The 17,712-nt window shown below is 60.7% G+C and carries 10 protein-coding genes; all 10 read right to left on the bottom strand.

Features of this window, described 5'->3' with window-relative positions; translation table 11 throughout:
- Positions 1-316: 316 nt before the first annotated feature.
- Positions 317-3,238 (bottom strand): glycosyltransferase family 2 protein, encoded by a 2,922-nt coding sequence (locus V7773_RS06340; RefSeq protein WP_336072705.1) that lies wholly within the window; start codon positions 3,236-3,238, stop codon positions 317-319.
- A 116-nt stretch (positions 3,239-3,354) separates the two neighbouring features.
- Positions 3,355-6,933 (bottom strand): glycosyltransferase, encoded by a 3,579-nt coding sequence (locus V7773_RS06335; protein ID WP_336072704.1) that lies wholly within the window; start codon positions 6,931-6,933, stop codon positions 3,355-3,357.
- Between the two features lie 109 nt (positions 6,934-7,042).
- On the bottom strand, positions 7,043-8,608 hold the full coding sequence (locus tag V7773_RS06330) for a flagellar hook-associated protein 3 (RefSeq protein ID WP_336072703.1): 1,566 nt from the start codon (positions 8,606-8,608) through the stop codon (positions 7,043-7,045).
- 13 nt (positions 8,609-8,621) lie between these two features.
- Entirely contained in the window at positions 8,622-10,688 is a 2,067-nt protein-coding gene (gene flgK / locus V7773_RS06325; RefSeq protein WP_336072702.1) for a flagellar hook-associated protein FlgK, read from the bottom strand.
- Positions 10,689-10,698: 10 nt separating this feature from the next.
- A complete protein-coding gene (gene flgJ / locus V7773_RS06320) occupies positions 10,699-12,000 on the bottom strand; it encodes a flagellar assembly peptidoglycan hydrolase FlgJ (RefSeq protein ID WP_092225695.1) in 1,302 nt (433 codons plus the stop codon).
- Positions 12,001-12,014: 14 nt separating this feature from the next.
- The gene (locus tag V7773_RS06315; RefSeq protein WP_161951755.1) at positions 12,015-13,085 is read right to left on the bottom strand and encodes a flagellar basal body P-ring protein FlgI; all 1,071 of its coding nucleotides are present in this window, start codon (positions 13,083-13,085) and stop codon (positions 12,015-12,017) included.
- Between the two features lie 45 nt (positions 13,086-13,130).
- On the bottom strand, positions 13,131-13,826 hold the full coding sequence (flgH, locus tag V7773_RS06310) for a flagellar basal body L-ring protein FlgH (protein ID WP_018614454.1): 696 nt from the start codon (positions 13,824-13,826) through the stop codon (positions 13,131-13,133).
- A 70-nt stretch (positions 13,827-13,896) separates the two neighbouring features.
- Positions 13,897-14,682: a flagellar basal-body rod protein FlgG gene (gene flgG, locus V7773_RS06305; RefSeq protein WP_053120245.1), complete on the bottom strand. Its 786-nt coding sequence runs from the start codon at positions 14,680-14,682 to the stop codon at positions 13,897-13,899.
- A gap of 49 nt (positions 14,683-14,731) precedes the next feature.
- Complete coding sequence (locus tag V7773_RS06300; protein WP_003199043.1) at positions 14,732-15,469, bottom strand: flagellar basal body rod protein FlgF; 738 nt, start codon at positions 15,467-15,469, stop codon at positions 14,732-14,734.
- A gap of 347 nt (positions 15,470-15,816) precedes the next feature.
- Positions 15,817-17,379, bottom strand: coding sequence for a sigma-54-dependent transcriptional regulator (locus V7773_RS06295; RefSeq protein ID WP_072341529.1), 1,563 nt, complete (start codon positions 17,377-17,379; stop codon positions 15,817-15,819).
- Positions 17,380-17,712: the final 333 nt, after the last annotated feature.

The following is a 17,712-nucleotide window of genomic DNA, read 5'->3' as shown; positions in this document are numbered from 1 at the left end:
GGCGTTGATACCTAGAAAGCAATTATGGTGCCACTGGCTGGAAGCCCGTGTTTACTGGGCCTTGAGGGGAAAACGGCGCTCGCCCCGGAGAGAGAAAGCGCCGTTTTTTTGGGCTTCGTTTCGCTAGGATTTCAGGATTGACTGATGGGTATAGGGAGGGAAATAAGCGCGGATGTTGCGTCCACAGGGGGAAATAAGTGTGGGAGCGAGCTTGCTCACGATAACGGCAACATAGTCACCCTCTCCATAAGCTGAACCACCGCCATCGCGAGCGGACTTGCTCGCGATGGCAGTGGTTCAGCGATAAGCCTGGGCCCTACATGCCTGCCCGGCCAATGAGCTTCGACCACGGCACCGGTACCACCGGCCCAAGGGTAAAGCCCGGACCGGTCGTCGCCAGGTTGGCGTTGTAATTCGGATCATGGGACAGCGCGTCCTGCCATTTCCCGACCAGGGCCTGGCGGGCTTCGTCCGAAGACGACAGGATGCCCGGATTCACGACCTGAACGTACGGCGTCCATACCGTGAGATAACCGGCCTGTGCGATTCGCAGGCACAGGTCCACGTCACCCAGCCCCTCGGCGAACAAGGCGTCATCCACGCCATCGGCCGCCTGGAACAGTTGCGCGGAGACCATCAGACAAGCAAAGGACACCGCAGAGCAATCCTGCTCGGCCACCAGGCGGTTCATGTAGCCCCGCGCATCCGACGCCTCACCGACGAACGCCGAGCCCACCACACCGTCGAACCCAAGCATCAGGCCCGCCTGGGTCGTACGTCCCTGACGGTCGATCAATCGGGCACCGACCACGCCGACTTCCGGACGTTGGGCCTGGTTGAGCAGGAGTTCGATCCAGTTGACGTTCACCACTTCGCTGTCCACCGCCAAGGTGAGCAGATACTCCCCCTTGGCCTGCTGGCTGGCCTGGTTGATCAGGACCGCCGTGGCAAGCCCCGGCTCGACATCGATGAACCGTACACGACTGGCCTGATGGCCCTGGCTGCGTAGCCAGTCCTTCACTGCTGCGCCGTGGACCGGATGTTCGGCCACCAGCAGTTCGAAGCGCTGGTAGCGGGTACGTTGCAGCACGTTGATGATGCATCGCTGCAGGGTTACCAGGTCGCCGTCGCCATGCAGGATGATCGACACCAGCGGACGTTCGATAAAGCGGTAGTCAATCTTGTAGACACCCGGCACCGCCGAACTGACGTCGGCCTTGTAGCCTCGTGCCCCGAGGTGGCGAAGCAGGGCCTTGCGCTCGTCGGCGTTGTCGCTGTCCGGCTGCGCCTGGCAAATCAGCAGCGGCTCGTCCAAATGCGCCAGGCCACCCATGCCGCCCTGTTCGATCAACCGCAGGAGCAATTCGAACTCCAAGGCGTCCTTGAAATCGCGCGAATAACCACCGGCCTGCACCAGCACCTCACGACGCACCAACCAGTGCCGCGCCATCAACGACGGTACGCTCAACAACAGATCGAGATTGAAGCCGGGACGGAACACATCGCTCAGGGTTTCATCGGGTTGGCGCTGGAATTCATCCATGGCCACCGCTCGGCATTGCGGTGCGTCAAGCAGCTCCAAGCTGGCATGCAACAGACCGGATGGCGTCAGCTCATCTCCCGCCTCGGCCAGGACCATCCAGTCGCAATCGCTCTGGCTGATGGCCTGGTTGATCCGATCCACATAGTTGCTTTCGTTGACCTTGACGAAATGCAGGGTGTTCTGGAGGGTCGTTTCGGCCGGCAGGTCACCGGTCGTGAACACAATGATCTTGAATGCCCTGCAAGCCCCGTTGATCACACTGTCGAAGGTGGTCTGCAGGCGGGTGAAATCCGCCTCCAGGTCCAGCAACAGGATGCCGAATATCGGTCCGCCCTGATGGCGAGCCAAGTATCGGGTGATGTCCTTGACCTGGTCCGCGCTCGGCTCACGCCCATCCAGCCAGCGTAGCAACTGGCCGGACCGCATGGTTTCGAAAAGACTGGCATGGTCCTGCACCATGACGTCCTGGAGACGCTGCGCCCATGCCTTCAACTTCAGGCTCACGGCTTCGGCACCGCCTTCTTCGAGGATCGCGGCCAATTGTTGCACCACATCAAGATTGAAAGCGTTGAGCTCGAAAGCCTTGAGCAAGCGCTCGTTAAGCGGTTCGGCGCCGGTGTTGCGCTGTGGTCGCGCCAGTTCTTTTTGCTTGAGCAGCACCGCCTCCAGCCCTTGCAGTTGCACGCGTCCGGCAGGCATCGCATGCATCAGGAACTCGAGCCTGGACAGACATTCGAAAAACGGCTGGTTGTAGAACGGCAATTCGACAAACTGCATCGGCTCGAAACGGCAGACAGGCCCTTCCAATTGCGAAAGCCAGCCCGACTCGAACAGCTTGGCCCGAGCGAAAGCTGCGCGCTGACTCAAATAATCACCAATCCCCACCAGGCTCTCGATGGCCTGCGATGACTCGTCCTGGCCCATCTCGAAAATCGAACCCAGCGTCGCCACAAGGCGCTCACGGATCGCCGCAGTGTTCGCATCACGATAGCTCAGCACGGCCGCCAGTTGGCGTGCTTCAAGAGTCGAAGGGGTTTGCAGCGCGTGCACCGCGTAAGGAATCGGCAGGATACGCACCTTCGCTGCCACCATCAGCGCACAACCATGACCAAGCTCTTGCCAGGCCAGATCAAGATCCACAGGCAATACGGCGTACCAGCGCTGTACGATCTCGGTCCGAGCGACAGCATTGATCAACGATGGGCAGTGACTGGCATACGTCGCCAAGCGCTCCGGGGCACAAGACTCGTCAAAATCCTCAACCCCCTTGCGGTCACGCCGGTAATAATCGACACGGGCAGCGTGGGCCTCAAAGGTCAGAGCGTAACCTTGGCAGGCCGAATAATCGCTATGGGCAGCCAGGAATTCCAGTGACTGATCAAGCGCTTCCGGCAGCAGGAAGGCATCGACATCGACCATGGCCAGGTAAGGCGTCGTAACGAACTCCAGCCCTTGACGAAGCTTGCTGGCGAAGTGACCTGTTTCGGGCCGATGCACATAACGCACGCCGGCCAATGTCGCCACACTGTCGGCATCCGGTTCGACAGACGAGTCGAGGACGAGCAGAGCGCATGGGTAAGCGGCGTAGTAACGCAAGGCCCTGCGCAAGGCTTCAGGTTGCTCATGGGCCAAAAGCACCAAGGTGAAACGCTCGTTCAACGGAGCGGATGAATCATTGGCAATACTGCGTTGCATATGAATTCCTATAACGAGCACGTCGCCTGATCGGCGGCATCATGTTCATGGCGTCCCGGTTCCAAATCCGGTCCTCGTTCTGTGGGTCAGACTAGGCCGTACACGGTCACTGTCAATCAATCCGGCAACCAGCCATCAGCCCAGTAGCGCAGGTTATCGCCACGCAGCATGAAGTCGCGCAGCACCACTTCACGTAGCTGATCACCCATTCGATAACTGGCCTGCGGGTCTGACAGGTGCATGCGAATCGCCTCCAACCACTCCTGCGTGCTGTTGGTCTTCACCCGGGTACAGGGTAGATGACCGCGATAGGCTTCGGTTTCGGTACAAATGACCGGATAACCACAAGCACCGTATTCCAGTAACCTGAGGTTGCTTTTGCAGTCATTGAAAATATGAAGCTCCAGCGGTGCCAGGGCCAGGTCCAGGTTCAGGCTTGCCAGCTTGGCCGGGTACGAAGAGAGCGCGACGCCGGCATGGTATTCATGCACATAGGGCCTGAGCGAATCCGGACACATGCCAAAAAAGACCCATTCGACTTCATCCGCCAGCTCGCGCACCACCTCGGAGATGACCTCCAGGTCGCCCCGGTGACTGGTGCCACCGCCCCAACCGACCCGAGGCTTGATCGAGGTGCGGCGCTGGCTGGAGATACGGTTCCACAGGTGCGGCGCCAGCATGTTCGGCACCACGCGAATATCGTGATGCAGGTTCGACAGCGCGTCAGCCAGCGGAAACGTTGAAACCACCACCCGATCACACAAGGCGATACCACGTTCCAACAGATCCTGGATATTGTCCGGCATGTTGCGGGTGTGATCGTTCTTTACCGGGATCCGTGCCACATAGTCATCGAGTTCGTAGATGCGCATGGCATTCGAATAGGTTTTCACCTGGACGAGGTCATTGAACTTACTGGTGTTGTAGCGCCCCTGGAACACAATCACATCCGGCGCTTCGCGCTCGATTTCGATGATCGACGGCATTTCATAGGACACCCGTCCGACGATCCGTCCAGCGTTATGCAATTCAATCAGCGGCTGGCTGATGCGATAGTGGCCGATGGCTGAACTGTTGAGCGCCAGGCCCAGGATCGACGGCAGCGGCTGACTGCATAAGGGGTTCCATCCAGTGCGCTGGCCCGGTGCCAGGCTGAAACTGTTACCAGTCAGGCTAAGGTTGCGGTTGTAGGCCGGGTCATTGGCGATCTTGGGTAACCAGCGCTGGTAAAACGACTCTTGCTCCTGCTCCACGCGCTGCTTCCAGAACACCTCGCGGGCAAACCCGGCGGAAGGCTTCAGGATCACGTTTGCATAGGGGGTCGTCACCACCAGATAACCTTGCTTGCCAATTTCCAGGCACAGTTCAAGGACATTGATGCCTGGCGTGTCGATGGCAGGCGACAAGCCTCCCACGCTATCGAACACAGCCCTGCGCACCAGCAGGCAATGACCACTCACCGCGCTCCAGTTCTGCACGACCTGCAAACGCTGCATGTATCCGCCGGCAGTCGGTTGTTCATTGGCAAATGGTCGACCGGCCAGACCATCGAGCCCGAGCACCAGACCGGTGTCGATCACCTGGCCCTGCAAGTTCAGGGTTCGCGGGCCAACGATGGCCACCTCAGGGCGCTGGGCATGATTCAATAATTCGTCCAGCCAGGCCGCGTCGTGAATCACGCAAAATGGACTGAGCAACAGCAGGTAATCACCGCGAGCCTGCCGGGCCGCAGAATTCCTCACCTGCGCTTCGTTGCCCTGCTCGTCAGCGGTCACTATCCGCAACTTGTCGCTGCCCAACTCGGCCATGGCCGCCAGCCAGTTGCGCATGTCATCGGTTTCGCTGCCATTGTCGACGATGATGACTTCGTAATGCCCATAGTCGGTGGTGGTCAACAAACTGTTGATGCAGCTTTCCAGCGCCGCCAGTTGATCCTTGACGCTGATGATGATCGAGACCAGCGGACGCTCGGGGTGCAGGTACTCGATCCGCGGGATCAACGGCAAGGGTCCAGGATGCAGCCGATGCTCCACACCAATGCGCTGCAAGTGGGTCGTCAGCAGACGAGGGCCCTGCTCGATCACCTGCGGTAGCGAGAGCCATTGGGCGAAAGCCTGGGTCGACTCCACCTGGATCTCCGCCAGGTGCTCGATGGTCTGCGGACCATCGGCTTCCACCAGGCGCCAGATCAGATCATGGGGCGCCAGTTCGCCCAGGTCCGTGTCAAAGCCACCCAGTTCCAGCACGCGTTCGCGCGAGAAGGCCAGGGTCCTGCCCACATAAGGGTAGGCGCGCATCAGGTCGAGATTGAAATCAGGCTTGAAGATCGGTTCCAGCGATTTGCCGTCTTCCAACGCGCCTTCGTCGCTGTAGACACAGGCAATGCCAGGCATCGCATTGATTCGTTCGGCCAACACCAACAGCGCCGACGTCCTCAAGCGATCACCGGCACGTAGCAGATAGAACCACTGAACGCAGTCCAGGCGTGGCAACAACTCATTGAGCGCACGAACCCAGTCGGGTTGCAGCGCCAAACGCATCACATTGCCTTCGATCGCACCCCGGCCATTGGAAAACAGCACCACCGGTTCGCTGGTGTAAATCTGCGAGGCAATGCTGTCCAGCGTCAATGCCACCGCCTCGGCGTCCCCATCGAAGTCGAACACCACCGGCACAATGCCCGGGCGTTGCGCCCAGAGTTCGACTTGTCGCAGGACCACCCGTTGGCGCGCCTTTTCGAACTGTCGATACTCCAGCCACTGCCGGTAGACTTCGTCATAACTCTCGGCATCGGTGCCGACTTGATACGCGACAATGGCCTGCCGGCTGGCCATCAACGAATACAGGTTCAGCTCTTCCCACTCATGAGGCTGGTCCGGCTTGACCTGATCCAGGTTCAGATAACGCACCCAACCCGACGCCGGTGCCGGCTCGCCGCTGCGTTGGGCCAGCATCTGGGCCAACCAGGTCCACTCGACAATCGAGGCATCGACGATGTCGGGACGGTGAGACAACCTTTGCGGGTACAACCGCTCAAGGCTGCCAAGGCTGCACAACTCCACCAGGTTGCCGCGTCGCAGCAGGCAAATGAACAACGCCAGATCAAGCAACGCGATAAACCCCTGGCCAACCTGGGCCAGCGCGGGCAGCAAGGCCACGATGTCGGCCCGTCGCATCAAGGCACCGGTGAAACCACCGAAGATATTACGCGGTGTGGCCTCGACGGAGGCGAGCAGGTCTTCACCCTTGTAGAGACCTTCGAACAGGGCAATGCCTACGTTCTCCAGGCGAATCGGCAGCACATAACCGTCAGCATCGATAAAGTGACGCTTGCTGACGACCAACTGAACGTCGTCATGCGCGGCGAGGACCTGTGCCTGTTGACGCACGCAGGATTGGAGCAACTTATCGTCATCACACAGGAACTTGATGAACTCCCCACCCGCCTCTTCCAGGCAGCGCAACATGTTCTGCTGGAAACCCAGCCGCTGCGGGTTACGCAGGTAGCGCATGGCAACATTCGAGTGTTCGTGCAATGAGTCGACAATCTGACGGATATCGTCACCGGGGCAGTCATCGCACACGATGACTTCCAGGTTTTCGTAATCCTGGTCCAGGGCACTCTTGAGCGCCTCGCGGAAAAAGCGAGGGTTGAACGCGGGGATGACGATGCTGACAAGAGGAGTTGGTTTCACGCGAAAGACTCTCGGCTGGCCGGTGCCGCCTCCCACGAGAGCCGACCTCCTGAGCCGTAAAAAACGGAGGAATGGGGGTTATCTCATTCCGACATACCCCCCAAGCCCATCAGATCTTGTTGAACAGGCCCAACTGGGTGATCTTGCTGAACGCCAGTTGCGAAGCTTGCAGCATGGTCTGCTGCAGCGTCAGACGAGTCATCACCTCAGCCGCGTCCGAGTCACGAATCGCCGATTGGGTCTGTGTATTGGCCAGGACAAAGCTCTGGTTGGTATCGCTCTGGGTGTCTAGCGACTGGCCGCGCCCGCCGACCGAGCTCAACGCGCTGGTCAATTGGTCAGTGCCACTGGCCAGGTTACCGATACCCGAAGCCACTGCCGCATTCAGCTTCTGACCGGCGATGGCATCGCCATCGGCCGGGGTGTTCAAAGCGATCCGCAACTGGTTCACCGTGTCCAGAATGTTCTGCGTCTCGTGAGTATTGACCGAAATACTGAACTGATCATTGGCGGCCGGAGCACCATTGAGCGTGAAACTCACACCGGATGCGGTCGCGACATTGCCCGCCAGGGTGCCGCTGGACACCGGCTTGCTGTCAGCGTTCAAGGGCGCTGCGTACAAGTCGAAATCCGTGGCACTGGTGAACTTCAGCACCGCCGCTCCTGTCGGGAAACTGGCGTGGTAGGCCACCGGATCGGTGATTGCGCTACCGGTGATCTGAGTCGCGGTGGCATTGCCCGGGCTGCGCGCCGGGGTGAACGTATCGGGCTTGGCAGCCAAGGTAAAGGTATGGCCAGGCAACACCGTGCCCGCAGCGTCGCCGGTTTTCAGATTGACGTTCAAGGTCAAGTCGACGCCGCGAAAATTCACACTCTGCCCGGCCTGGCTGCTGGGGTCGATGACACCACCCTTGCTGGCTTCGGCGGTCACATCGTTGCCACCCGAATCGGTGATTTTCAACTGGGTGCCGCTGACGAATTCCACGGTGTACGGCTCGCCGCTGCGGAACTGGCTGTTGTAGGTCACGCTGGACGACACTTGGCCGTTGCTCAACACAACGCGACCATCATCCACCGCCGGCGCGGTCATGGTGACCTGGCTGCGACTGGTGTTGACGGCTTGCTGGAACACTTCCCAGCCCGTGCTGTTGGTGGCCATCGACATGGTATCGCCGATGGGCAGGTCGAGAGTGACCTGATCGCCATTGTAGCTATAGGTGCCATCGTCGTTGCGGGTAAACGGAACGACGTCACCTTTGGATCCGGCAAAGATGTACTTGCCGTTCTCATCCTTGGTGTTCATCAAGCTCAGCAGCTGTTCTTCGATCGAACCCAATTCCGAAGCCACCGCCTTGCGGTCTGCGTCGGTGTAGGCAGCGTTGCCGGCACTCACGGCCAATTCCTTGGCGCGCTGCAGCACATTGCCGATGCTGGTCATGACCGCTTCGGTGGTCCCCAGGGTGGCCTTGATGGTGGTGACGTTGGCTTCGTACTGGGACAGCATCGAAGCCTGGTTGCCCAGTTGCAGCAAGCGCGAAGCGCCCACCGGATCATCAGCGGCGGTGTTCACACGTACCAGGCTGCTGGCTTCTTCGCTGGTCTTGACCACCTTGGCGAAATTTTTCTGGTAGTTCGCAGCCGTGCTTTCGTAAAACTGAGAAGTAGAAATGCGCATGGGCTACGGCTCCTTAAAGACTGTTGATCAATGTGCTGAAGATTTGCTGCGCCGCCTTGATGATCTGCGAAGACGCGGTGTAGTACTGCTGGAACTTGACCAGGTTGCCGGTTTCCTCATCCAGGTCCACGCCCGACAGCGAGTCACGGGCGGTCTTGGCGTTGTTCAGGATCGCCCCCGTGGCAGCGCTGTCGAGCTTGCCCTGGGCGGCCTTGGCGCCGACGCCTTCCACCAGCTTGCCGTAGGCGTCGTTCAGGGAAATACCCTTGCTGGCCGAACCGGTGTCTACAGTCTTGGCGGTCTGCAAGCCGGCCAGGACAGTACCGTTACGGTTGTCCAGGCTGCCGGCCTGGCTGAGGCTGATATTGACGGACGCTCCGTTGGATGGAGCTCCGGCAATGGACATGTCGAACGTAACGGTGCGTTGTACCGGTGGCACGGACGAATCCATGATCGGGTTACCACTGGCATCCTTGAGCGGAACACTCAGGCTCAGGGTATTGCTTTCGCCGGGCTTGATCGTCCCGCTGCTGATCGGGGAGCCCTTGGCATCGAGCAGTTGGTAAGCCTGGCTGGTGCCATCGGCGGATGTCGCGCCGAATACCACCTTGACTGGCATGGAATTCTTGATGCCGTTCTGGATGACGGTCGTGGTGGCTGCGTCGTAGATGTCCAGCTTGGTGGTCATGCTCGGCTGGCCGCTGGCCGGGATGGTCAGCGTACCGCTGCCCCCTGGCACGATGGCGGCGCCCAACGGCGCGGCAATCGCCAGCCGCTTGGAGTCGGTCATCTCGGTCTTGATGTTGGCCGCCTCGTTGCGGGTCGGCGTGAGTTTGAACGTGTCGCCGGCGGCCGCGGTGCCGTTGGCAAAGGTCATCGAGAAACCGTCGATCACCGGCGGCGGCGTGGTCGCGGTGTTGAACGCGCCCATCGAAGTACCGTCGGGCAGGCGCTGGACGGTGTAGTCCGTGCCGCTGGTGAACGTCACCTTGTAATCGTTGGTGGTCAGCTTGCCGGAGTCTTTGATGGCAATGTTGAAGTTGCCGGAGCCGGCGCTGTTGTTCAACGACGCAACGCTGCGCTGGCTGATCTGCGCGGCGCTGTTGATGTTAGTGAACAGGTTGGAGCCGAAGGCCCCGTTCATATCGATGCCCGAAGCCTGGATGCTGTTCATCTGGTCGGCGACCACCAGGGCCACGCGCCCCAGCTCGTTCATGGCCGGATCGAGCACCGTACTGCGGTAGCGCATCAGGCCACCAATTTCGCCGCCAGTGAGCACCGACGTCAGGTCCATGGAGCTGGAACCGCTGTTGAGCTGGATACCTATGCGCCCCGGATCGTTCTTGTCCGGCACCGCTTCCAGGGTATTGACGGTATTGCCCATCACCAACGGTTGGCCAGAGCCCAGGTAAATGTCCAGGCTGCTGCCGTTCTCGACGACCTGCGTGCCGGTGAACGTCGAGAGCTGGCGAATGGTTTCGCTGCGAGCATCGAGCAGGTCGTTGGGCGCGCCGCCGGCGTTGGAGACTTCGGCGATTTTCTTGTTCAACTGGGCGACGGTGGTGGCCAGGTTGTTGATCTGGTCGACCATGTTCGACAGGTTGCCGTTGATGTTTTCGTTCTGCGCGGTCAACTGGCTGGCAACCGAGTTGAAACGGTTGCTCAAGGCCTGGGCATCGCTGAGCAGCAACTGCCGGGATGCATCGTCACCCGGTTTGGCGTTGACGTTCTGCACCGAAGCGAAAAACTTGGTCAGCGCGCCGTTGAGGCCAGTGCCGCTGTCCGACAGCAGGGAGTCAAGCGGGGTGATCTGCCCCTGGTAGGCCGCCGCATCGCTGTTGAGCGACGTGGTGGTTTTCAGTTGCGCTTCAAGATACGAGTTATACACCCGGCGCACATCGGCCAGGGTCGTGCCGGAACCAATGAACACGTTGCCGTATTGGTTCGACGCCTTGGTGGTCTGCACGGTCTGCTGGCGCGAATAGCCGGCGGTATCGACGTTGGCGATGTTGTTACCCGTGGTCACCAACGCGGTCTGGCTTGCTGACAGACCCGACATCCCTATATTGAGCAAACTCATGGTTCAGACCTTATAAAGTCGTGGTGGCGCCTGCAGAAGCGTAGTTTTGGTAACTCGTCATCTGCCGGGCTATGTTCGAAATCTTATTCGCGTAGTTCGGGTCGGTGGCATAACCGGCCTTCTGCAACTCGCGTACAAACTGTTCGGGTTTATCGGCCGACTTCAGCACATCTTGATAGCGACTGTTGCTTTGCAGCAGGTTGACCAAGTCATGGAAACTGTCGCGGTACGAGGCGTAGGAACGGAACTCGGCCGTCTCCTTGACCATCGCCCCATTGCGGAATTCGCTGGTGATCGCCCGGGCCGAATCGCCCTTCCAGTTCGCGCTGGCCTTGATGCCGAACAGGTTGTGACTGCTGCTGCCATCGGGCTGGCGCATGACCGATTTGCCCCAACCGGTTTCCAGGGCGGCCTGGGCCACCAGATAACGCGGGTCGACACCGATGCGGTCGGCCGCTTCCTTGGCCATTGGCAGCATGGCATTGACGAATTCGTCGGCATCGCGGAAGGCCTTGCGTGCCGGTGCCAGCGGCGGCTGGGCCACGGCGCGGCCATAAACCTGCATGTCGCCTTTCGGCTCGGCTGCCTTGAGTGCAGCCAACCAGTCGCCATTGGCCAGTTCGCCAGTCGCCGGTTTGACGGCGGCGATGGCGCGATCCGTCAGGACGTTCTGTGCAGGCGCATCGGCGTTGACCGCGGCCGAGGGCACCAGCCCGGCAAGCAGACGGTCAGCCAGTTTCGGTGGCAGGGCCAGGCGACGCTGGTTGAGCAGTTCCATGTCGTTGCGGTGGATACCCTCGGCCCCTTGCGGCGCACTCACAGCCCGCGAAGCCCACAGCGGACGCTGGCCGTTGCTACGCGACAAGGGACCGTCGGTAGGCAATGTACCTGCCGCCACCGGTGTCGGAACCCGCTTGGCCACCTTGTCCAACGCCTCCTGTTGCTTGGCGGCGGACAATGTGGCCGCCTCACCAGGGGCTGTAGGCTTGTTCTTGGACATCTGGCGCAACAGCACATCGGCCAGCCCGATGCCGCCGCCTTCGCGAGACATGGAAACGGCCAACTGCTGGTCGTACATTTCCTGGTACTGCTTGGCCTCGGGCGTGTTCATGGGATTGTCCTTGCCCAGCACCTCGGTGGCCGAACGCATGGACTTGAGCATCTCGCCAATGAACAGCGACTCGAACTCCTGGGCCACCTTGCGCAGGTTACCGTCGCTGTTCTTGTCGCCGACCTTGAGCTGATTGAGGCGGTTCAGGTCCGAGTAGGAAGCCGAATCCCCGCTGATCAAGGCGCCTTTGCGCATATCCACCATGGCCGGTGTCCTTAAATCACGATCAGGTCGGCTTGCAACGCGCCGGCCTGCTTCAAGGCTTCGAGAATCGCCATCAAGTCGCCCGGCGCCGCGCCGACCTGGTTCACCGCCCGGACGATTTCATCCAGGGTAGTGCCCGGGCCGAACTTGAACATCGGCTTGGCTTCTTGCTCGGCATTGACCCGCGAACGGGGCACTACGGCCGTCTGGCCGTTGGACAACGGGCCAGGCTGGCTGACGATCGGGTCTTCGGTGATGGTCACGGTCAGGCTGCCGTGGGTCACGGCGGCCGGGGAAACCTTGACGTTCTGGCCGATCACGATGGTGCCGGTACGCGAGTTGATGATGACTTTCGCCACCGCCTGGCCCGGATCGACCTCGAGGTTTTCCAGGATCGACAGGTAGTCGACCCGCTGGCTCGGATCCAGCGGCGCGGTGACGCGGATCGAACCGCCGTCGATGGCCTGGGCCACGCCTGGGCCAAGCATGTCGTTGATCTTGTCGACAATGCGCTTGGCGGTGGTGAAGTCGGAACGGTTGAGGTTCAGCGTCAGGCTGTTGCCCTGGTTGAAACCGCTCGGCACCGCACGTTCCACCGACGCACCGCCGGGAATGCGACCGGCCGACGGAACGTTGACGGTGATCTTCGAACCGTCGCGCCCCTCGGCATCGAAACCACCCACCACCAGGTTGCCCTGGGCGACGGCGTAGACGTTGCCGTCGATCCCCTTGAGCGGCGTCAGCAGCAGAGTGCCGCCACGCAGGCTCTTGGAGTTACCGATGGACGAGACGGTGATATCCACCTGTTGGCCAGGCTTGGCGAACGCCGGCAGATCAGCACTGATCGATACCGCCGCAACGTTTTTCAACTGGACGTTGCCGGAACCGGCCGGCACCTTGATGCCGAACTGCGACAACATGTTGTTGAAGGTCTGCAGGGTGAACGGGGTCTGGGTGGTCTGGTCGCCGGTGCCGTTCAGGCCCACGACCAGGCCGTAGCCGATCAACTGGTTGGAGCGCACGCCGGAAATGCTGGCGATGTCCTTCAAACGCTCGGCCTGAGCGGTAAAGGCTGCGGACATCACCAAGGCACCGATCAACAGCTGCTTAAGATTCAACTGGGCCACCTAGAAAGGGAACTTCGGGCTGAGGAAGAAACGGTCGAACCAGCCTGGCTGACTCGCATCGGCAAAGGCACCGGTGCCCGAATAGGTGATGCGCGCATCGGCCACACGAGTTGACGGAACAGTATTATCGGTAGAGATGTCATCGGCGCGAACCATGCCGGCGATGCGCACCAGCTCGTCACCGGTGTTGAGGGTCAGCCACTTCTCGCCCCGCACGGCAATGATGCCGTTGGGCAGCACATCGGCGACGGTCACGGTGATCGAACCGGTCAGGCTGTTGCTCTGGCCCGACTGACTGTCACCCTTGGTGGCCCGGTCGGCACTGTAACCGGCGTTGAGGCTCAGGTCATTGCTGCCGATCGGGTTGTTGGTGGTCAGGCTGGAGCCGAACAGAGAGGTCAGGCCGACGCTGGTTTCGCTGGTCTTGTCGATCTGCGAGTTGGCGTTCTTGCTGGCCTGGGTTCGCTCGTTCAGGGTGATGGTGATGATGTCACCGACCCGGAAGGCCTTGCGGTCGCTGTACAGGTTCTGCTCGAAGCCGGCCTGGTAGATCGAGCCATTGTTGGCGGCAGCCGGCAACGGCGTGCGTGGCAACACCGGAGCGTAATACGGGTCATTGGGCCTGGGTGTCGGCGCGACACAGCCCGCGAGTGCGGTGATGCCACTCAGTGCCAGAACAGATACGAAGCGTTTCATGACCCTACCTCTTGGTGTTGCAGGCGACCCTGGGGTCGCCCTGTCTACGTGGTGACGGACGTTGTGACGATTACAGATTCTGCGTAACGAACGAGAGCATCTGGTCGGCGGTGGAGATCACCTTGGAGTTCATCTCGTAGGCACGCTGGGTGGTGATCATGTTGACCATCTCCTCGACGGTGCTCACGTTGGAGGTTTCCAGGGTGTTCTGCAGCGTGGTGCCGAAACCGTTCAGGCCCGGGGTGCCGACTTGCGGCGCGCCACTGGCAGCGGTTTCCAGGAACAGGTTGTTGCCCACCGCTTGCAGGCCGGCCGGGTTGATGAAGTCGGCGGTCTGCAGGTTGCCAATCACCTGGGCGGCCGGGTTGCCTGCCACGGTGATGGACACGGTACCGTCACGGCCCACGGTAAAGGTCTGGGCATCGTTCGGAATGACGATCGCCGGCTCCAGGGCGAAACCGCTGGCGTTGACGATCTGGCCATTGGAGTCGAGGTGGAACGTACCGTCACGGGTGTAGGACGTGGTGCCGTCCGGTTGCAGGATCTGGAAGAAACCGCGACCGTCGATGGCCATGTCCAGCGGCTGCTCGGTGGTCTGCAGGCTGCCGGCGTTGAAGTTTTTCTGGGTGCCGACAATGCGCACACCGGTACCCACTTGCAGGCCCGACGGCAATTCGCTGTCCTGGGTCGATTGGGCGCCAGGCTGGCGTTTTACCTGATACAGCAGGTCCTGGAACTCGGCGCGGTCACGTTTGAAACCCGTGGTCGAGACGTTCGCCAGGTTGTTGGAAATAGTGGAAAGGTTGGTGTCCTGGGCGGACAGACCTGTTTTGGCAACCCATAGAGCCGGAAGCATTCGATTCTCCTCGTACGCCTGTTTTTCGGCGCAGCGCTGTAATTAATGATTAGATCTGCAAGACCCGAGCCATGGCTTCATCGCCTTCTTTGGCGGTGTTCATCATCTTGACGTGGAGCTCGAACTGCTTGGCCAAGGCCAGCACCGAAGTCATTTCATCCACGGCGTTGACGTTGCTCGCCTCCTGGAAACCCGACACCAACTGCACGTTGGCATCGATGGGCGCCGGCTGGCCGTCCTTGGTCCGGATCGAACCGTCCAGGCCCTTGGTCATGTTCTTGAGGTCCGGGTTGACCAGCTTGATGCGGTCGACTTCAGCCATCACCCGCGGGCCTTCGCCCATGGCGCGAATGCTGATGGTGCCGTCCTGGCCAATTTCGATTTTCTGCTCTGGCGGCACGGCGATCGGCCCGCCGTTGCCCATCACCGGCATGCCGTTGCCAGCCCGCAGCACGCCCAGGGCGTCGACATTGAGGCTGCCGGTGCGCACGTAGCTTTCACCGCCGTCGGGGTTCTGCACGGCCATCCAACCCGGCCCGCTCACCGCGACGTCGAGGTCACGACCGGTTTCCACCAGTGCGCCCGGGGTGAAGTCAGTGGCAGGCCGTTCGGACATGGCAAAGGCCCGCGCCGGAAAGCTGTCGCCAAACACCGGCATCGAGCGCGCCTGCTCCAGGTCTTTCTGAAAACCATTGGTGGAGATGTTCGCCAGGTTGTTGGCATGGGCCCGCTGCGCCAGTGCGTTCTGGCTGGCGCCGGTCATTGCCACATAAAGGTACTTGTCCACTGTCGTTCCTCTGCATGCCGGACGTTTGCCGCCCACTGCTGTGTTGCACAGCCTTAAGCAATTTGCAGACCAACTTTTTTCTGGCGCCACGAGCCCCGGTAAACAAAGGGCTTGTGGGTTCTGGAAGGGAATTTTGGAATGGATCGAAGACGAAAAACCGGCGGTGTCATGCCGCTGCAAGGCAAAGGTATACCCCTGCGGCAACTGCTCCACATTCTTGTGGCGAGGGGATTTATCCCCGCTGGGGTGCGAAGCGCCCCTAAAAACAGACAACTAAAGTCTGTCAGGTTGACTGCTTTGGGGCTGCTACGCAGCCCGGCGGGGATAAATCTCCTCGCCACAATTGATTACGCACTGGGTTCTTTGCCGACTTCATATTCGCGCAATTTATTGGCAATGGTCGTATGGGAAACCCCCAGCCGCTTGCCCAGTTGCCGGCTGCTCGGGTGCTCGGAGTACAAGCGCTCCAGCACCGCTTTCTCGAAACGCCCAACGATCTCGTCCAGCCCCCCCTCCAGGGAAAAATCGCCAAGGGGTTGGCGCACGCCGTAGTCCGGCAGGCGGATATGCTCAGCCTTCACCGTCCCGCCATCGCACAGGGAAACGGCCTGGAACAGCACGTTTTCCAACTGCCGGACGTTGCCCGGCCAGTGGTAGTGACTCAGACGCTCCATCGCCGCCGGGGCCAGCTTGGGCAGCGGACAACCGATCTGGCGGCTGGCCTGGTCGAGAAAATGCTCCACCAGCGGCGCCAGGCCATCGAGGCATTCGCGCAGCGGTGGGATGTGCAAGGACAGCACGTTCAAGCGGTGGTACAGATCCTGACGGAATTCGCCCCGGGCGCAGAGTTCGGACAAATCAACCTGGGTGGCGCAGATCACCCTGACGTCCAGGTACACCTCTTCATCGCTGCCGACACGCCGGAAGCAACCGTCCTGCAGAAAGCGCAGCAGTTTCACTTGCAGGCGCGGGCTCATTTCCCCGACCCCGTCGAGGAACAGCGTCCCCCCGGCGGTCAGTTCCAGCAGGCCGAGCTTGCCTTCTGCCCGGGCACCTTCGAAGGCCCCCGGCCCGTAGCCGAACAGTTCGGTCTCGGCCATGGACTCCGGCAGCCCGGCACAGTTGAGCGCCATCAATGGCGATTGCCCGCGCGGGCTCGCCAGGTGACAGGCGCGGGCCAGCAGCTCCTTGCCAGTGCCGGTTTCGCCTTCTATCAATAGCGGCGCGTCCAGCGGGGCCATGCGCCGGGCCTCGCGGACCACCGCCGCCATCACTTTCGAACTCTGGAAAATACTGTCGAAACCGCGCAGTTCCTGCTTGCGCACGTTATAGATCCGCTCGCCCACGCGGTCGGCCCGATGCAGCGTCAGCACCGCACCGGCCATGGCCTCGCTGTCGTCGTGCTCCGATTGCAGTGGCGCGATGTCGGCCAGGAACACATCGCCCTTGACCTTGACCCGCAGGCCGTTGATGCGCGACTGGTTAGCCCGCACCAGTTCCGGCAAGTCGAAATCCTCGGCATAGCGGGACAGGGGAATGCCCGGCACCTCGTCCACTCGCACTCCGAGCAACTGCGCCGCCGCCCGGTTGGCCGCAACGATGGAGCCACCCATGTCGATAGACAGCACCGGGAATTCCAAAGCGCCGAGCAAGGCGTTAAGTTCCATGTGCCGACGCTCACTGGGCATCAGTCCTACGCGCTTGACGCCAAACACCCCTGCGATGCCTTCGAATTTCGGACGCAGCGCCTGGAACTGGATGTTGATCAGGTTTGGGCAGTGCAGGTAGATCGCGTTGCCATGCTCGCCACCGACCTCGCCTCGGGCGACGTTGATACCGTATTCCACCAACAGGTTGAGAATGTCCCGCAGGATGCCGATGCGATTCTGGCAATGGACTTTGATGCGCATGAAAAGGCCCGGATGTGGATGAGAGAGTGGTGCCCCATTCAAGCCCGACACACACCCTGTGGCGAGGGAGCTTGCTCCCGCTGGGCTGCGAAGCGGCCCTGTTATTGGGACTGCTGCGCAGTCCAGCGGGAGCAAGCTCCCTCGCCACGGGTTTGTGTTGGTTTTTTTGTCTAGGCACACAAATAGTTGTCAAGATTATGTGACAGCTGTAGACCATTTCCCAGCCAAAAATCTCGACATGGCCGCGACTCGACCTCATACGTAACGAAAACTTTACAAAATGACACGCACTTGTCCCTACCCACCTGTTTTCTTCGGCTGCACGCGCTCCTG

It is taken from the genome of Pseudomonas sp. 3JA, from assembly GCF_036961705.1.
Lineage (GTDB): Bacteria > Pseudomonadota > Gammaproteobacteria > Pseudomonadales > Pseudomonadaceae > Aquipseudomonas > Aquipseudomonas fluorescens_Q.
The sequence above is the reverse complement of the archived record's forward strand: the minus strand, read 5'-3'. Positions and strand labels throughout refer to the sequence as shown.